The 14,908-nt window shown below is 30.9% G+C and carries 17 protein-coding genes; 4 read left to right on the plus strand and 13 right to left on the minus strand.

Annotated features, from left to right (window positions below; genetic code table 11):
• Nucleotides 1–307 precede the first annotated feature (307 nt).
• Nucleotides 308–1,540: an ABC transporter permease gene (locus tag BC748_RS08535; protein ID WP_133533391.1), complete on the minus strand. Its 1,233-nt coding sequence runs from the start codon at nt 1,538–1,540 to the stop codon at nt 308–310.
• 4 nt (nt 1,541–1,544) lie between these two features.
• On the opposite strand from BC748_RS08535, the gene BC748_RS08540 reads away from it, so the two are divergent.
• On the plus strand, nt 1,545–2,771 hold the full coding sequence (locus BC748_RS08540; protein WP_133533073.1) for an exo-beta-N-acetylmuramidase NamZ family protein: 1,227 nt from the start codon (nt 1,545–1,547) through the stop codon (nt 2,769–2,771).
• On the opposite strand, the gene BC748_RS08545 is transcribed toward BC748_RS08540, so the two are convergent.
• Genes BC748_RS08545 through BC748_RS08555 form a run of 3 tightly spaced genes read right to left on the minus strand, consistent with a single transcriptional unit; the run spans nt 2,760 to nt 3,920 of the window.
• Nucleotides 2,760–2,993: a hypothetical protein gene (locus BC748_RS08545; RefSeq protein ID WP_133533074.1), complete on the minus strand. Its 234-nt coding sequence runs from the start codon at nt 2,991–2,993 to the stop codon at nt 2,760–2,762. The genes BC748_RS08540 and BC748_RS08545 overlap by 12 nt on opposite strands.
• A gap of 41 nt (nt 2,994–3,034) precedes the next feature.
• Nucleotides 3,035–3,424, minus strand: coding sequence for a PH domain-containing protein (locus BC748_RS08550; RefSeq protein WP_133533075.1), 390 nt, complete (start codon nt 3,422–3,424; stop codon nt 3,035–3,037).
• A gap of 1 nt (nt 3,425) precedes the next feature.
• On the minus strand, nt 3,426–3,920 hold the full coding sequence (locus BC748_RS08555; protein ID WP_133533076.1) for a YkgJ family cysteine cluster protein: 495 nt from the start codon (nt 3,918–3,920) through the stop codon (nt 3,426–3,428).
• A gap of 75 nt (nt 3,921–3,995) precedes the next feature.
• On the opposite strand from BC748_RS08555, the gene BC748_RS08560 reads away from it, so the two are divergent.
• Nucleotides 3,996–4,715: a class I SAM-dependent methyltransferase gene (locus BC748_RS08560; RefSeq protein ID WP_133533077.1), complete on the plus strand. Its 720-nt coding sequence runs from the start codon at nt 3,996–3,998 to the stop codon at nt 4,713–4,715.
• A 57-nt stretch (nt 4,716–4,772) separates the two neighbouring features.
• Here the strand turns inward: BC748_RS08560 and BC748_RS08565 are convergent, their stop codons facing one another.
• From BC748_RS08565 to BC748_RS08605, 9 genes are all read right to left on the minus strand, one after another.
• Complete coding sequence (locus BC748_RS08565; RefSeq protein ID WP_133533078.1) at nt 4,773–5,180, minus strand: DUF2059 domain-containing protein; 408 nt, start codon at nt 5,178–5,180, stop codon at nt 4,773–4,775.
• An 83-nt stretch (nt 5,181–5,263) separates the two neighbouring features.
• The gene (locus BC748_RS08570; protein WP_246014026.1) at nt 5,264–6,019 is read right to left on the minus strand and encodes an energy transducer TonB; all 756 of its coding nucleotides are present in this window, start codon (nt 6,017–6,019) and stop codon (nt 5,264–5,266) included.
• Between the two features lie 2 nt (nt 6,020–6,021).
• A complete protein-coding gene (locus BC748_RS08575) occupies nt 6,022–6,654 on the minus strand; it encodes a 7-carboxy-7-deazaguanine synthase QueE (RefSeq protein WP_133533079.1) in 633 nt (210 codons plus the stop codon).
• Nucleotides 6,655–6,803: 149 nt separating this feature from the next.
• Nucleotides 6,804–8,465, minus strand: a complete 1,662-nt coding sequence (locus BC748_RS08580) for a tetratricopeptide repeat protein (protein WP_133533080.1) — start codon at nt 8,463–8,465, stop codon at nt 6,804–6,806.
• Nucleotides 8,466–8,475: 10 nt separating this feature from the next.
• On the minus strand, nt 8,476–9,396 hold the full coding sequence (locus BC748_RS08585) for a PstS family phosphate ABC transporter substrate-binding protein (protein WP_342772713.1): 921 nt from the start codon (nt 9,394–9,396) through the stop codon (nt 8,476–8,478).
• Between the two features lie 232 nt (nt 9,397–9,628).
• Nucleotides 9,629–10,420, minus strand: a complete 792-nt coding sequence (locus tag BC748_RS08590) for an energy transducer TonB (RefSeq protein ID WP_133533081.1) — start codon at nt 10,418–10,420, stop codon at nt 9,629–9,631.
• Nucleotides 10,421–10,451: 31 nt separating this feature from the next.
• On the minus strand, nt 10,452–11,015 hold the full coding sequence (locus BC748_RS08595) for an ExbD/TolR family protein (RefSeq protein ID WP_133533082.1): 564 nt from the start codon (nt 11,013–11,015) through the stop codon (nt 10,452–10,454).
• 18 nt (nt 11,016–11,033) lie between these two features.
• On the minus strand, nt 11,034–11,663 hold the full coding sequence (locus BC748_RS08600) for an ExbD/TolR family protein (protein ID WP_133533083.1): 630 nt from the start codon (nt 11,661–11,663) through the stop codon (nt 11,034–11,036).
• Between the two features lie 40 nt (nt 11,664–11,703).
• Nucleotides 11,704–12,525: a MotA/TolQ/ExbB proton channel family protein gene (locus BC748_RS08605; protein ID WP_133533084.1), complete on the minus strand. Its 822-nt coding sequence runs from the start codon at nt 12,523–12,525 to the stop codon at nt 11,704–11,706.
• A gap of 392 nt (nt 12,526–12,917) precedes the next feature.
• Between BC748_RS08605 and BC748_RS08610 the strand changes: the two genes are divergently transcribed.
• On the plus strand, nt 12,918–14,432 hold the full coding sequence (locus BC748_RS08610) for a helicase HerA-like domain-containing protein (RefSeq protein ID WP_133533085.1): 1,515 nt from the start codon (nt 12,918–12,920) through the stop codon (nt 14,430–14,432).
• 80 nt (nt 14,433–14,512) lie between these two features.
• On the plus strand, nt 14,513–14,881 hold the full coding sequence (locus tag BC748_RS08615) for a DMT family protein (RefSeq protein ID WP_133533086.1): 369 nt from the start codon (nt 14,513–14,515) through the stop codon (nt 14,879–14,881).
• Nucleotides 14,882–14,908: the final 27 nt, after the last annotated feature.

Below are 14,908 nucleotides of genomic sequence, written 5' to 3' on the forward strand. Positions count from 1 at the left end.
ATTCTATATCGCTATTCTTTCGTTTAGCGGGTGCAAAAGTAAGCATTTCTTTTTACCAAACAAGCTTTTTTGAAAATATTTTTTAAAATTATTTTTAATAATCTCCTGTCAGTAAAAATATCAATGAACTCCCTATTGCGGGGTGCAAATATAAAAACTATTTATCCCCTAATCCAAATATTTTTTAACCTTTTTTTTGCCTTTTTCTTAAGTGGTTGATTATATGTTTTTTGAAAATGAAAATGGAAGCTATAAAGTATCCAAAAGATATAAAAAATCAATTTCATTGACAAAAACACGAATTGTCCTAGTCAAATCTAATTGATTTTGAAGGTGAAATTTTAGTAATAAGATAAGCAGGAATTAATAAAACAAGTACTATTATAGTAATTGTACTCATGTTTAATAAAAAAATATGCCATAAATTTATATCAATAGGAACATTTTTTACATAATAACTTTCTGGATTCAATTGTACAATACCAAAATACTTTTGAATTAATAAGAATAAAAAAGCAATTACATTTCCATAAAACAATCCTTTTAAAATTAAATAAAAAGCATTGTAAAGAAAAATTTTTCTTATTGACCAGTTATTTGCTCCTAACGATTTCAATATTCCTATCATTTGGGTTCTCTCTAAAATCAGTATTAAAAGAGCAACAACCATATTAATGATTGAAACAACAATCATAACAACAAGTATAACAATGATATTAAAATCAAAAAGCTTAAGCCATTCAAAAATATAATAATACTTCTCAACTATAGTTATAGAGTCTAAAGTGGACGAGGTTTCATCATAAACCTCTTGTCCTTTTTCATCTATTTTAGAAAAATCATCAACAAAAATCTCAAAAGAACCTATTTCATTGGGTTTCCATTTATTTATTCTTTGAATATGGCGAATATCACCAATGACAAAACTCGAATCAAACTCTTGAAATCCTGAATTATAAATTCCAACAATCTTAAAATTTCTCAAATTATAACCTTGACTATCTTCTTTCATAAAGTAGGTTATAAACTTATCACCTAATTTTAATCCTAATCTATCAGTTAAATATTGAGAAATTATTATTTCTTCATTTAAATTAGATTTTAAATTTGGCAATCTTCCTTCAACTAAATATTCTTTTAAATTATCAAACTGATAATCTTTACCAATTCCTTTAAAAATAATTCCTTCAACTGCAGTTTCGCTTCTTATCATTCCAGCTTTGCTTGCAACGGCTTGAACATGATTAATACCCTCAACATTTTTAAAACTTGGATAAAAATCTTGATGTATTGATATAGGCTTCGTACTTACATCAGATTGGTTATCATTATAACTGGAAATTAATATGTGTCCATTGAAAGCAGAAATTTTTTGGCGTATTTTTTGTTGTAATCCAATACCTGTAGACACTGAAACAATCATCATAATCATTCCTAATGCTACTGCAGTTATTGCGATTTTTATTATTGGTGCAGAAATACTACTTTTATACTCTTTAGTAGTAATCAATCGTTTTGCTATAAAATATTCTAATTTCAAATGTATGAATTCAAATTTGGTGCTCAAAAATACAGTTTTATTCTCGATTTTACTAATGCTTTCTTGCGGTGCTTCTCAAAAACCAGAAGTGAGAAACTTGGCGCAAAAAGCCAAAAACCAAAATCAAAATAACACTAAGCAAAATCTAGAAATAAAAACTGGAGCTGACAATTTAGGCAAATATCTTCCACTACTAAAAGATAAAAAAGTTGGAATCGTTACTAATCAAACTGGAATACTTTCAGACAAATCACATTTAGTTGATTTTCTTTTGGAGAAAAAAATAAACATCCAAAAAATCTACGCTCCTGAACATGGTTTTCGTGGTACAGCTGATGCAGGCGAATTAATTAAAGATGGCAAAGACACTAAAACTAACCTCCCAATTATTTCTTTATATGGAAATAATAAAAAACCAAAACCAGAACAATTAGCAGGAATTGAAATCATGGTTTTTGATCTACAAGATGTTGGCGCACGATTTTATACCTACATTTCATCTTTACATTATATTATGGAAGCTTGTGCTGAAAATAATATTCCATTAATTGTTTTAGATAGACCAAATCCAAATGGGAGTATAGTTGACGGACCAATTTTAGAAAAAGAACATTCTAGTTTTGTTGGAATGCATCAAATTCCACTATTGCACGGAATGACGATTGGTGAATATGCCAAAATGATAAATGGTGAAAAATGGCTGAAAGACCAAATACAATGCCAACTAACTATTATTCCTTGCCTCAATTACAATCGTGAAATGGAATACAGTTTGCCTGTTAAACCTTCACCCAATTTACCAAATGATCAATCAATAAATCTGTATGCTAGTTTGTGCTTATTTGAAGGCACCAATGTTAGCGTTGGTCGCGGAACTGAAATGCAATTCCAAATTTACGGCTCACCTTTTTTACCTAAAAGCAATTTTAGCTTTACACCAATTCCAAATTTTGGTGCAAAAGACCCAACACATAAAAACCAATTATGCTTTGGTGAAGATTTAACAAAAATTCAAAAAGTAAAACAATTGGAACTAAAATGGCTCATCAAAGCGTATAACACAACTTCAGATAAAAGTAAATTTTTTAATGATTTTTTTACCAAATTAGCTGGAACAAAAAAACTTCAACAACAAATTGAAGTTGGAATTTCTGAAGCACAAATTAGAAATTCATGGAAAAATGGACTGAATGAATTTAAAAGTTTGAGAAAAAAGTATTTAATCTACTAATTGTTCACTATTAGAAATACTTTTGAAAACTCTAAAAAGAAAATACAAAGCAGAAAAAGAAATGAAAAGAAATCCAAAAACAAGAAGAGACATCATAAAAACTTCGAACATTTCATAGACAAAAGCATTTTTACTTTCCTCGGCATCTACAATGTAACCCAAAAAAGAAATACTCAAAGAAATAATGTAAATAACCAGCAAATAAAAATGGAGCTTTTTCATAATATCATGTTTTCTAATATAACGAAAAAGTTTGTTTTTTATTATGTGACAACTTCAATATTTGGATTAATTTTTAAAAGTTCTTGTATAAATTCCTCTCTTTCTCTTGGAGAAATTAAAACTTCATCATACGTATTATAGACTACTGCAATTCTATCCAAAGACAATGCAGGTGAACTCAACGGATTATTTGTTCTGTAAATTTTTCTAATTGAATGAATGCTTATTTTAGTATTCCATATAATTAGATTTTCGCTGTCTATTTTGTATCGAATGGTTTTCGACAAAAAATAAAACACGACCAAAATCAATCCAAAAACTAATGATAAAACATATTCTTTACTAAGAATTCCATCAATAATTGGATATCCAAAAATAACCAAAACTAACACAACCAACCACCAATCTATCTTTGATTTAAAAACTTTCATCTTATAAAGGTATTTTTTTCTTCATTTCTTCAACAATATTATACGCTGCTGGACAAATAGCAACATTCTTCAAAGTCAAATCTGAAATTTGTTGGAACTTTTTTCTGTCTGTATGTGGAAATTCACGACATGCTTTAGGGCGAACATCATAAATCATGCAATAATTTTCAGTATCCAAAAAAGTACAAGGAACACTTTTCAAAACATAATCTTTATCTTCATCAATCTGCAAATAAGTATCGATAAATTGCTGTGGTTTTTGGCGAAAATGCTTTGCTATCCTTTCTATATCTGCCAAAGTAAAAAGTGGTCCAGTGGTTTTGCAACAATTAGCACAGTCTAAACAATTTGTTTTTTTAAATTCTTTTTCGTGTAATTCTTGCATAACATAATCCAAATTTTTTGGTGTTTTCTTTTTTAGCTTATCAAAATACTTTTTATTTTCGATATGCGTATCTTTGGCTAACTTTTGAATATTGTTTAAAATTTGTTTCACGTTTCTGGTTTCACTTTTGATACTACAAAGTTAACAACTTTAAAACTTGAAACCTTAAACCACAAACTTAAATTAATGAAAGACCTTTTTGGAAAAGCCATACTCGATTTTCAAACCAATAATTCACCCGAAAATTTAATCACAGAAACTACTATTTCTGAAGCCGATGAAATGGAAGTTGCTTATCTTTTTCGTTCTTTTGACCAAATGCCAAAACTTGAAAAGAAAGCACTTCTACTTTCAAGAGGAAAAATTCTAGATGTAGGATGTGGCGCAGGAAGTCATAGTTTGTATCTTCAAGAAAATGGTTTTGATGTTACTGCTATAGACATTTCTAAAAATGCAATTGAAGCGTGCCAACTTCGTGGTTTGAAAAATGCAAAAGTTCTAAATGTTTTAGATCTTGCTTCCGATTTACAACAAAATGAAAAGTTTGATACCATTATTTTATTGATGAATGGCACTGGAATTTTTGGAACACTTGCTGCGACATCTAAATATCTTCAAAAAATAAAAGCATTACTCCAACCAAACGGGCAAGTTCTCATAGATAGTTCGGATATTATCTATATGTTTGACCAAGAAGACGATGGAAGTTATTTGGTTCCGACCAATCAATATTATGGTGAATTGACTTTTACTATTTCGTATAAAAATGAAACCGAAATTGCTTTTCCTTGGTTGTATTTGGATTATAATACACTACAAAATGTTGCCCATGCTAATGGCTTTGACTGCGAATTGGTTTTAGAAGGTAAGCATTTTGACTATTTAGCAAAACTGACTATTTTATAAAATAAAAAATCCCAAACATAACGCTTGAGATTTTTTTATTTTTTTTATGATTGAGAATTATTGCTGAACGTATTTCATCATCATTCCTTGCAAACCTTGTCCCCATTCTTGACCAGCAGCTTGAGATTTTTCTAGCATAACTCCTGCTTTTTCATTGATTTTTTTCCCTACTGGACTTTCATAAAAAGCCAACATCGCTTTGATGTCTTCTTTTGTATATTCTTCCATATAAATAGTTGCCAGTTTATCATACAATGCTGGTAATGTAGCATCAAATTCTAAAATGAATGCAGCTTGTTTATCTTTTGGAACCATCTGTAAAATTTGATCCTTCGCTGATTTCATTTGATTAGCTGAACCACTTAATTCAATTACTTTCAGAACTTCTTTTTTGAATGCATCATCTTGAGCAAAACCTACTTGTGAAACGAATGCAAATGCTACTGCGATTAAAATTTTTTTCATTTTGTTTTTTGTTTATTTATTTTATAAAAATAGTATTTTTTTGTAAAAAGACGAAATAATGTTTTTAATTACAATAATTTTTACTACGTTTTGATTTTAATTGGTAAGCTATACTGGCATCTTACTGGAATATTATTTTGAGACGCTGGTATCCATTTTGGACATATTTTCAAAACTCTAATAGCTTCTTTACCTGTTCCATAACCCAAATCTTTTATGACCTTTATATCGATTAAACTACCATCAACATCTACTGTAAATGTAACTAAAACTTCCCCTTTCAATCCTTCCTCGTCTGGAGTTTTGTAATTTTGAGCAATGAATTTATAAAAACCTACCAAACCGCCACCAAACTCAGGTATCTTTTGTACGTCATTAATTCCATATACTTTTTTTTCTATCTCAGTTTGATTATTAGGATTACTTTTATCTTCTAAATTTTTTATATCGTTAGTTTTTTCTCTAAAAACCATTGGATATTTTATCTCAACACTAATTGGTTTGCCTCCTTTTTTTGCTGGCATCCATTTAGGACATTTTTTTAAAACCCTAATAATTTCTGTTGCCGATTCCATATCAAGAATTTCAACAATTTTTATATTCTTTACACTTCCTTGTTCATCAATTGTAAAAGCAAAAACCATTTTTCCAGGCTTGGTAACTTTACTATAATCAAATTCGGAATTAATAAATTCACCAAATTTCACCATAGTATCATCACCTCTGAATGTTGCTTCTATTCTATCTCCACCAAGATAAACTTCGTCTTCGCCACCAATTTGTGCAACACAAAGTAATGGTGAAAATAATAACATAAAATATAAAATGAAAGCTTTCATCTTTAAGGTATGTTTAAATATTTATGTGTTTGCAAAGAAACTCTCCATTTTGGATTATTCATAACATAGTCTACAATTAAAGGAGTCATTTCTTCTTTTTTACTCCATTCAGGTTGTAAAAAAAGTATCGCTTTTGAATTTACTTTTGCGGCTTGTTCTTCGGCAAATTGAAAGTCATGTTTATTATAAATAATAACTTTTAGTTCATCAGCAATTTCATAAGCAGAATTAACTGGTAGTTTATTTTTTTTAGGAGAAAGACAAAACCAATCCCATGTTCCTGAAACGGGATAAGCACCGGAAGTTTCAATATGAACTCTTAAATTTTTACTTTTTAATTTTTGAGTAAGTAGTGTCATATCCCAAGTTAATGGTTCGCCACCAGTTACTACAACAGTATCCGCATATTTGGCTGCATTTTCTACTATCAAATCTGTAGCTGTTGGTGGATGTAAATCGGCATTCCAACTTTCTTTAACGTCACACCAATGACAACCCACATCACAACCTCCAATTCTAATAAAATAAGCTGCTGTTCCTGTGTGAAAACCTTCTCCTTGTATAGTGTAAAACTCTTCCATCAACGGTAGCATTTCGCCTTTATCAACCGCTAATTGTATTTCTTTTGCAATCATTTTTTATAAACTTGTCGGCAAAGATACTCAATTTGAATAGTAGTAAATTTGAAAATTAAAAAATGCTTCTGATTATTTTACTCAAAGTTCAACTAAATAAAAAAACCGTCCAATAAATTGAACGGTTTATATATTTAAACTTTAAACTGTTATTTCAAAAGCTTTAATGATTCAATAGCATAGTTATTTGCAGGATCAATAGTTAATGTTTTTGCAAGTAATTCTTTTGCTTTTGCTTTATCAGAGTTAGCATAGTGTGATGCCATATTGTTATACGACTCAATAATTTTAGCTTTATTTTTTCCAATATCATCTGGAGATTTAACAAGCACTAAATCAAGAAATTTTTGATAATTAGTAGCCATCAACTCATCTTTACCAAGCGAATTATTTAAACGAGCGTTATATAAATAAGCTTCTTGATATTCTGGACTTCTAACAACTAAGTTATCCAAAGCTTTTGAAGCGTTTTCTAAACTAACTGTATCTAGCGCAGCACCTTCTTTTCCTCTATTATCAGTATATACACAAATTGCGTAATACATACTATCATCTAAAACTGTTTTAGATTCTGGGTTTGAAAGTGCAATTTCAAAATATTTCGATGCAATTCCATACTGTTTTTGAGAAAAATATCCTTTACCAACATCACTAAAATCAGCAGCTAATAATGGTTCAATTTCAATTGCTTTTTTGATATCAGCGAAACCTTCATTCAATAAAGTTGCATCGCTAACAACACCATCAACTCCAATTGCTTTTTTAATTTTTGCCATTCCAAGGTATTGATAATCTCTACCAATAACTTTGTTAGCAGGATTATTAATGAATTGGTTCATTGCCGTTAAAGCTGCATCTGCATTACCATTTTCGTAGGCTGAATATCCTAAGTATCTCATAATTCTTGGATTTACTCCATCCAATTCTTTCATTTTATTTGCTTCAGCTTCCAAAGCTTTATAGTCTTTGTTCTTAACCAAAAAGTCTGCATAACGCATACGTGACGTCATCGAATAATCTGTTAACGACATGTATTTTGTATAATTTTCAAGTGCTATCTTTTGATATTCAACGCTTTTTGAAGGTTTGAAAGCTGCCCATTTGTTATATGTTTCTGCCAATTCTCTATAAACTGGACCATAATTTGGGTCTATTCCTTTTACTTCATTAAAAGCCTTGATTGATTCTTCAAAACTACTTGAACCTTTCAACAAAACTCCTAGTTGCATTTTTGCTCTTATTAATGATGGATCAGTTTGATACGCATTTCTGTAAGCAACATACGATTCGCTTTGTTTTTTATCACCATATAAAGCATCTCCAAGCGCCAATTGCACTTGCGAGTCAGTTGGATTTACTGCTTTTGCCTTGTTTAATAACTCAATAGCTTTTTTGAAATCAGGCTTTTCAGCATTCATGTAGGCTCTTGCTATAAAAACATATTCTTCAATATCTTTCTTTTTAAGATCTTTGATTACCAAATCAAATTTTGCTTGAGCAGCAGCATTATCATTTGCATCCAAATCCATTTGTGCCAAACCAATATTGTTTATTTTTCCGCCATCACCTGTTAATCCTTTTTGAAAGTAGATTTTAGCAGAATCAGCTATGTTTTGTTTTAAATATACGTTTCCTAATAAAAACGAAGCTTTACCACTAGTTGGTTTAGATTGTATAATCGTTTTTAATAATCCTTTTGCTTTTTCGAATTGTTCTGCATCGATAGCTTTTTTTGCTGGCTCTAAATCTTGTGCTTGAGCAACAAAAGTTGAAGCTATAATTGCAAAACCTAAAATTTTACTCTTTTTCATCTTTCTTTATTTAATTTTTATCTTTTGTAATTGTGTTTCTTACCTTAATTTTTCTGCTAGGATAACGAACTGGAACTAATCCTGATTTCAAAACTATTCGCTGTCCGCGTTCACCGCCTAGAAAGGAAGCAAATCCCATTCCTAGTCCAGAATATCCTTGACAATTGATAATATACAAATCACGTGCCAAAGGATAATTTCCTTGTGCAAGATTATCTTGACTTGGAAAAACATATTCATTTTTATTTGGAGCTTTCACACTCAAAATTGTTGTTTTATCAACAACAGCTTGCATTTCTAATGGTGGTTGAAAAAGCCAATCAATTCCAACAACGCCAATCATTCCATTATTTTCAGCCACATATTTAATTACTTCTGCATTGGTCTTAAAAGAATAAATATTCTTTTGCGTTGGAATTTTAACTCCTGAAACTTCTGAAAGTAATCGAACTGTACTTGAATTTGGATTATCAAAAACCAATCCTTTTATTCCTTCAACAGTATTTCCGTTCATAAAACTGATAACATCTTGCATAGCAATTAAGGTATCGTTTGATGATTTGTTTCTGATAAAAACAACAGCATCTTTTGCGAATGGAGTTATTTTAGGATTAATTTTTTTTGAGTTAAATGCTTTCAACTCTGGATTGCTTAACTTTCTTGGTAAAACTGCAATCTTAACTGTGTCATTAAGCAAACCATTTATGATTTCAGCCTCAGATTTGGTAATCAGCTTTAACTTTGCGTCATATTCCGTTTCAAAAACCGCTTGTTGATCTTCAACAATTGGGAAAATAGACTCGTCAACATATAGGGTTGCTTTTCCCTTAATGATTGTTTCTTCATTATCATTCTTTTTTTGACATGCAAAAACAAACAACAATGTTAAAAGCAAAAATCCGACTATTGTTTTAACTAATTTATTCATCATCTATAGTATTCAATCTCTTTATCTGAGTTATAAAACGTAAAAAACCGAATAAAAGTATCAGACAACCTGCAATTATTTGCAAATTGTTAGGCAAATTTAAATTTAACTTGTCCCAAAACAATAATAATAAGCCCAAGCAAGTAAAGGCAATGAAATTCAATAAGCTAATAACGAGAAGAAATCGCTCTTTTAGCGATTTCTTCTTGAAATTTTCTATAAATTTTGTCACCATTTAGTCAGCTGATTGGATAGTAATTGGTAAAGAATATTGAACTCTCACTCTTTTTCCATTTTGCTCACCAGGATTCCATTTTGGACAAGATTTCAAAACTCTAATAGCTTCTTTTCCTGTTCCATATCCGATATCTCTAATAACTTTAATATCAGTTAAAGAACCATCTTTTTCAACTACAAAAGTTACAAATACTTTTCCTTTCAAACCTTCTTCATCTGGTGGTGTAAAGTTTTTACCAATAAATTTGTAAAACTTATCCATTCCGCCTGGGAATTCAGGTTGTACTTGAATACCAGCAGTATTATAAATACTGTTGTCTTCTTCAACTACTTCGCTAGGACCATTTCCAACTGGTTCAACTGTTAATGGTGCATCTGGATCTCCTTTAATAGTTTCATCACCCAGCTTTTTATCTTTTATTTCCTCAACCTTTGGCGGTTCTTCAACAATTTCTTCTGTTTTCGCAACCACTGGCTTAACAAATTTCACCTGATCTACTTTTGGTGGTGGCGGTGGCGGTGGCGGAAGATCTTTTGGTTGTTCTTCTTTTGGTGGTAATTTAATCGTTACAATTTTTTTATCCAAATTAGCATCTTCATCAGAGCTATCTGGAATTAAAGATATAATCAATGGAGAAGCAACAGCAAAACCAAAAATTAAAGCTCCTATTATAAATGCACGAACATTAGTTTTCGAATTTTCTTGACGAAGTTCATAAGCACCATATGCTTTGTTACGCCCTTCAAAAACGATGTCTATCCACTGTCTTTTAAACAAGTCTAATTTCATTTTTCTAGTATTTAAAGATTAGCACAAGACATTACTTGTTCATTTCGTCAATTAGTTTTTGTTCCTCAGGAGTGATGTCGTTTACAATTGCATAAGTAGGTACATCACATATTGCCATTTCATCCAAAACATCAACTAAATTTCTGTAAGTTGATTTTTTTGAAGGTTTAATAATGACAATCATCCCTTTGTCTTTGTCTCCTGTAACTTGTGGAATAGAAACAACTCTTTTTAGAATTTCTTTTCTTAGCCCATTTTTGCCATACACAGCATCAGTTGGTGCGCCACCTGGTTCTGGAGCTTCTAATAAACCATGAAACCATTTAATTTTGTTGTCTTTCCCCATAAGTATAGTCATGGTTCTTCTTTGATCAACTTTTATATCTTTCTCTGGTTCTTTTTTATCTTCTTTATCTGGCAAACCTAAATCCATCGATTGAGGTTTTGATAACGATGTGGTTAACATAAAAAATGTAATCAATAAGAATGCCAAATCCACCATAGCAGTTAAATCTACCTTTGAATTGGATTTTTTACTTCTTACTTTTTTACTGCCTTTTTTGCCACCGCCATCGCCGGTATTTAATTCAGCCATTATATTTTATTATTAAAATTAATAATCTTTTCCTCTTAGACCAGTAACTAAATTAAAGCTATTGATTTTTTGATCTTGAAGAATATCCATCACTTTTTTAATTTGAGGATAAAATTCTTTAGCATCACCTTTAATTGCAAAATCTAGTTCCTTAGTTCCTCCATTTTCAATATTGGCTTTTCTTGCCGCTTGTATCCAATCTTGTAATTGGTTATTGATTGAGTCACAAGGAACACCTGATTGTACTCCTTTTTTAACTCTTTCAGAAGATTTCATGCTCAATAATTGTTTTAAACCTTCAATTGGTACTCCAAATTCGTCCACTAATGCAAATTCAGCTTTCTCTTTATCAGTAAATTCAATTTTATATTTTTGAGCCATATAGTCTAGAGCACCCGAACGGATAGCTCTGTCTTTCATACCATAAAATACCTGCTCTTTACCATCGCTTTTTCCAACTGTTAACATCACCAATCCTGTTTCAGGTAATTTGGTTTGTGTTGTAGATGAAGGTGTGTCAACAGGCAATGCTTCTGGAGCTTTTGCTGTTGCTGTTAAGATAAAGAAGGTAAGTAAAAGGAAAGCCACATCACACATCGCTGTCATATCGATGGAAGTTGCTTTTTTAGACATTTTTACTTTAGCCATTTATTTATTTTATTAAAATAATTAGAATTCTAATTATTAATTATGATTTTAAACTTCCTCTGAATTTTCTGTACGTGTTCACAATTGTAGAACCAGCTTCATCAATAGAGTAAGTTAATGTGTCAATTTTAGAAGTAAAGAAATTGTAAGTTACAATCGCTAATGCTGATGTAGCAATACCTGTAGCGGTATTGATAAGTGCTTCAGAAATACCATTTGCTAATGCAGCTTGGTCTGGTGATCCAGCAGTTGCCAATGCACCAAACGCTTTAATCATACCCGTTACAGTTCCTAATAATCCTGCAAGAGTTCCAAGAGCTACAAGTGTTGATAATATAGTCATGTTTTTCTCTAACATTGGCATCTCTAATGATGTAGCTTCTTCTATTTCTTTATGAATAGTTTCAGACGCTTCTTCACTTGTAAATCCTTCTTTTTTAACTTCTTGATATTTGATTAATGCCGATTTAATTGCATTAGCTACAGAACCTTGTTGTTTGTCACAAGCGCTGATTGCATCATCAATATTTCCACCTTTAATACTAGTTTGTACATTTTTCATAAATGTATCAAGGTTTCCTTTTCCTCCAGCTTTAGAGATAACGAAGAAACGCTCGAAAGAAAACACAATTACCATTAAAAACAATCCCATCAAAACTGGTACAATTGGACCACCTTTATAAACCATTGCTAAATAATTTCCTGGTAGCGGATGACCTGTATTAACTCCACCTTCAAAATTTGAACCTGCACCCATTATAAATTGCCATATCAACCATCCAACAAAAACACATGCTACAATGATGATTCCTGACATCATACCTAAACCATTTGAACTAGATTCTTTTTTACCGTTTGCCATTTTTTTAAAATTTTAATAGTTTTTAATAAATTATAAGTTTTAGTTGTTTTATAAACTTGATTGGGAACAAATTTAATTTTTTACTTCTAATAAAAAAACTTTTTTTGTTTTATGTAACATTAACTTTCAATATTTTTAAACTTCACTAAAACGATTTCTTATTTTTTATTCGAAAAAAACCAAAAACTAGTTTTATTTTAAACGTTTTAAAAGAAACTATTTATTATAACGTAAAAAGGACTGAGAATATTATAATTTACTACAAAAAGTTTTAGAATTATAAAGTTATACCATATTTTTAACACTTGGTTATCAATTAACTTTTTCTTTGGTCAATTTATATTAAATTGCGATATAGAAAACAATAATAAACTCTACATTACATATACATTATGTCAAAACAAAATGATTTTAGCGAACATATCCGCAACGGTTATACTACAAAAGGTGAATCTATAATTCTTGGCGGAGCAATTCTTGACGGAGATGCTATTCCAGATACGCATATAAAGATTCCACTAAAAACTTTAAATCGCCACGGATTAATTGCTGGAGCAACTGGAACGGGAAAAACAAAAACCATTCAAGTTTTATCAGAGCAATTATCTTCCTTTGGAATTCCCGTTTTGATGATGGATATAAAAGGAGATTTTTCGGGAATTGCTGCTGTTGGCGAAGAAAAACCATTTATTACAGAACGCCATGCTAAAATCACATTACCATTTGAACCTCAAAGTTTTCCTGTCGAATTAATGACACTATCAGCTCAAGATGGTGTTCGAATGAGAGCAACGGTTTCAGAATTTGGACCAGTTTTATTTTCCAGAATATTAGATTTGAACGATACGCAAGCTGGAGTTGTATCGATAATTTTCAAATATTGTGACGACAAAAAGATGCCTTTATTAGATTTAAAAGATATCAAGAAAGTCCTTAATTATATAACTGAAGAAGGAAAAGACGAAATTTCGCAAGAATATGGAAAAATTTCTACCGCAACAACTGGAACAATTCTGAGAAAAATAATCGAATTGGAACAACAAGGTGGCGATATTTTCTTTGGTGAAAAATCATTTGAAATTGATGATTTGATGCGAATTGACGAAAACGGAAAAGGATATGTCAATATATTACGCCTAACAGATATTCAGGATAAACCAAAATTATTCTCTACGTTTATGTTGAGTTTAATGGCAGAAATTTATCAGCAAATGCCCGAAAAAGGCGATGCAGATCAACCTGAATTGGTTGTTTTTATTGATGAAGCACATCTTATATTTGACCAAGCAAGCAAAGCATTGTTAGATCAAATTGAGACGATTATCAAACTTATTCGCTCCAAAGGTATTGGAATTTACTTTGTAACCCAAAATCCAATGGATGTTCCAGCGAGTGTTTTGGCACAATTGGGTTTAAAAATTCAACATGCGTTACGAGCGTTTACTGCAAAAGACAGACAAGCGATTAAACAAACGGCTGATAATTATCCAACATCAGATTATTATAAAACCGATGAAGTTTTAACATCACTTGGAATTGGAGAAGCTTTTGTTACAGCATTAAACGAAAAAGGAATTCCTACGCCATTGGCAGCAACAATGATGCGCGCTCCAATGAGTAGAATGGATGTTTTGACCGAAAGCGAAATTTCGGAAATCAATACAAAATCAAAATTGGTAAAAAAATATGCTGAAGAAATTGACCGCGAAAGTGCTTATGAAATTTTGAATAAAAAAATAGAAGAAGCCAACCAAGCTGCTGAGGAGGTTGAACCTGTTGAAGAAAAAAGAAAGTCGAACGAACCTTCAACCGCTGAAGTAATTGGAAAATCCGTAACCAAAGTAGTAACGAGCGCGAGTTTTATTCGAGGCGTTTTTGGGATTTTGACTAAATTGTTTAAGAAATAGTTGGAAGACTGAAGATGGAAGATGGAAGTTCTCTCAAAAAACTTTTAAACTTATAAACTCATAAACTTTTAAACTAATAAATGAAAGGATTTATAACCATCGGACTTTTGATATTATCCAATGTTTTTATGACATTGGCTTGGTACGGACATTTAAAATTTAAAGAACTGAAATGGTTTGAAAATGCTGGATTGATTACCATAGTTTTAATAAGTTGGGGTTTGGCATTATTCGAATATTGTTTTCAAGTTCCTGCAAATAAAATTGGTTTTCAAGGAAATGGCGGACCATTTTCGCTAATGCAGTTAAAAGTCATTCAAGAAGTCATCACCTTAGTCATCTTTGTGATTTTCTCTTTATTGTTTTTTAAAAATGAAACTTTTAGATGGAATCACGCTGTTGGTTTTTGCTTTTTAATTTTGGCGGTTTACTTTATATTTAAGAAATAGCACTTCGACTGCGCTCAGTGTGACAAA

This window comes from Flavobacterium dankookense, from assembly GCF_004362665.1.
In the GTDB taxonomy this organism is placed as follows: Bacteria; Bacteroidota; Bacteroidia; order Flavobacteriales; family Flavobacteriaceae; genus Flavobacterium; species Flavobacterium dankookense.

Bases quoted from the DNA above. Each gene is read 5' to 3' on its own strand.
- BC748_RS08540 (WP_133533073.1), top strand. From the start codon at position 1,545: ATGAATTCAAATTTGGTGCTCAAAAATACAGTTTTATTCTCGATTTTA.
- BC748_RS08545 (WP_133533074.1), bottom strand. From the start codon at position 2,993: ATGAAAAAGCTCCATTTTTATTTGCTGGTTATTTACATTATTTCTTTG.
- BC748_RS08550 (WP_133533075.1), bottom strand. From the start codon at position 3,424: ATGAAAGTTTTTAAATCAAAGATAGATTGGTGGTTGGTTGTGTTAGTT.
- BC748_RS08560 (WP_133533077.1), top strand. From the start codon at position 3,996: ATGAAAGACCTTTTTGGAAAAGCCATACTCGATTTTCAAACCAATAAT.
- BC748_RS08565 (WP_133533078.1), bottom strand. From the start codon at position 5,180: ATGAAAAAAATTTTAATCGCAGTAGCATTTGCATTCGTTTCACAAGTA.
- BC748_RS08570 (WP_246014026.1), bottom strand. From the start codon at position 6,019: ATGAAAGCTTTCATTTTATATTTTATGTTATTATTTTCACCATTACTT.
- BC748_RS08575 (WP_133533079.1), bottom strand. From the start codon at position 6,654: ATGATTGCAAAAGAAATACAATTAGCGGTTGATAAAGGCGAAATGCTA.
- BC748_RS08580 (WP_133533080.1), bottom strand. From the start codon at position 8,465: ATGAAAAAGAGTAAAATTTTAGGTTTTGCAATTATAGCTTCAACTTTT.
- BC748_RS08585 (WP_342772713.1), bottom strand. From the start codon at position 9,396: ATGATGAATAAATTAGTTAAAACAATAGTCGGATTTTTGCTTTTAACA.
- BC748_RS08590 (WP_133533081.1), bottom strand. From the start codon at position 10,420: ATGAAATTAGACTTGTTTAAAAGACAGTGGATAGACATCGTTTTTGAA.
- BC748_RS08595 (WP_133533082.1), bottom strand. From the start codon at position 11,015: ATGGCTGAATTAAATACCGGCGATGGCGGTGGCAAAAAAGGCAGTAAA.
- BC748_RS08600 (WP_133533083.1), bottom strand. From the start codon at position 11,663: ATGGCTAAAGTAAAAATGTCTAAAAAAGCAACTTCCATCGATATGACA.
- BC748_RS08605 (WP_133533084.1), bottom strand. From the start codon at position 12,525: ATGGCAAACGGTAAAAAAGAATCTAGTTCAAATGGTTTAGGTATGATG.
- BC748_RS08610 (WP_133533085.1), top strand. From the start codon at position 12,918: ATGTCAAAACAAAATGATTTTAGCGAACATATCCGCAACGGTTATACT.
- BC748_RS08615 (WP_133533086.1), top strand. From the start codon at position 14,513: ATGAAAGGATTTATAACCATCGGACTTTTGATATTATCCAATGTTTTT.